Source organism: Methylobacterium aquaticum, assembly GCF_001043915.1.
Lineage (GTDB): Bacteria > Pseudomonadota > Alphaproteobacteria > Rhizobiales > Beijerinckiaceae > Methylobacterium > Methylobacterium aquaticum.
In genome coordinates this window covers 1-1,803 of the sequence record NZ_LABX01000422.1, presented here as the reverse complement: position 1 = coordinate 1,803, position 1,803 = coordinate 1, and the positions used below count along the sequence as shown (strand labels likewise).

General features: G+C 70.9%; 2 protein-coding genes. Both read right to left on the bottom strand.

What is annotated here, in order from left to right; translation table 11 throughout:
• Positions 1–547 (bottom strand): GntR family transcriptional regulator (locus VP06_RS32945; RefSeq protein ID WP_048468043.1); only part of this gene is annotated, 547 nt, incomplete at its 3' end.
• An 821-nt stretch (positions 548–1,368) separates the two neighbouring features.
• Positions 1,369–1,560, bottom strand: a complete 192-nt coding sequence (locus tag VP06_RS32940) for a hypothetical protein (protein WP_048468042.1) — start codon at positions 1,558–1,560, stop codon at positions 1,369–1,371.
• Positions 1,561–1,803 lie beyond the last annotated feature (243 nt).

Below are 1,803 nucleotides of genomic sequence, written 5' to 3'. Positions count from 1 at the left end.
ATTCGGAGGCGGATCTGGCGGCGACGCCGCTCCTTGCCCTGATGGAGCGCTCCGGCGTCGCCGCCAGATCCGCCTCCGAATAGGACAGGCCGACCCGCTCGGGGACATGGGTGGTGAGGTAGGAGAAGGGCTGCCCGTCGATCAGGCGGACGCGCACCGAGCGCTGCACCCGCTCGCCGGGTTCCAGCAGCAGCGCCTCCGCGATGGCGGCGGGCGCCGCGACGTAGTCGAAGGAGAGGAGCCGGACCCCGGTGGCCCGTCCCATGGCGATCAGCCCCGAGAGCAGGTTCGGCAGGTCGCCCACCACCGGCCGGGGACCGGCCGGTCCCTGCACGAAGGTGCCTGACCCCGCGCGCCGCCGCACCAGCCCCTCGCTGGCGAGGAGATCGAGGGCGCGCCGCACCGTCACCCGCGCCAGGCCATGCTCGGCGGCCAGAGCCGGCTCGCCCGGCAGCCGCTCGCCGGGAAGCAGCCGGCCGCTGCTGATCTGGTCGCGCAGCAGCAGGTAGAGCCGGCGTGCCTTGTGCGGTTCGATCGCGGGGGTCACGGGGCCATCCCTGGCACGCAGCTTGCTCGGCAGCCTGGAGCCGTCCGGGGGCAATCCGTCGGCTGTTCACCTGTCCGATTATGCAGACAGGTTGCTGTCCGTCAATTGGGACAGGTAAAAAGACCGTGCGTCATTGTCGGAGGTCGGGCGGGCGTCCGGTGCCGCACGGGTCGCCGGTCGCTTCCTCCGTCGGTCGCCAGGGCCTTGCAGGCGGGGAGGAGACAGGCTTCGGAGGCCCGGGCCGTCATGGCTGCGTGGCCGAATGCCGATGGGCGCCCGGCCGGACACTGCCGGAGGGTGGCGCGCCGTGGGGATGCCGGTGGGACACCGGGACGAAAAATCGGGACACCCCGGCATGTTCCGGGTTGGGCAGCCATGTTTGAGCGAACACGTCGCCCACCCGCACCGTCACATCGACCATGTCGAAGAGAAGCGTCCTCCCGATCCCGGCTTTGCTCGTTGTGGCTTGGCGCCGCCGCCGCGGCTGTTCCCCGCGCACCAAGCGGATGATCGCCTCGGCTGTCGGGCGATCGGCCTATCGGCGCGACGCTGCGGAGCCGGAGAGCCTGTACCGAAGCAATCCGTTCCCGATGCCGTCCGCGGCCGTTCCGGGCGGACGCCCTCGGCCGGCGCCTGCATCCTCCAGGCCGGTGCCTGAGACGCGGCGCGCCTGATCCTGCGTCCTTCACCGCGTTCGGACGCTCGCGCGGGGCGCCGAAACGGCCGGGCGACAGGCCGAGCCGCCTTGTCACGATCAGGTGCACCGCGTCGGCGCGCCTCGCGATCGGTGGCAAGGGGCCGCGGGAGTGTCGTGAGGGTCCTCAGCGGCCCGGATGCACGAAGAGGTCGTCAAACTCGTCCGGCTCGTAATGGCGGCCGGTGATGTCGGTGATCACGATCCATTCGTGGCCGTCCGCCGCGAGTTCTTCGGCTTTTTCCAGGGCCGCCTCCGGCGAGGAACGCTGGTACGAGAGGTGCCCGTCCGATGTGTGGGCCGTGACGACGAGATGCATGGCTCTCCTTGCTTGCTCGGTGAGCCATTCTACCGGAACATGCCTTGCGGGGCGAGTCGGGGCAGCGCTCGCGCCCGGCATGCTGTCTTCGCGGCTGCCGGTGCCGTCACGGCCACGCCTTCTGACCCATCGTCACGGAGCGGCCTCACTCGGGCGCTAGCACGGGCGCATCGCTGTTCTGGAGGCCTACCGATGCCCATCCTGCTCGCCGCAGCCTCGTGCCTCGCCCTCGGAATCGCCCTG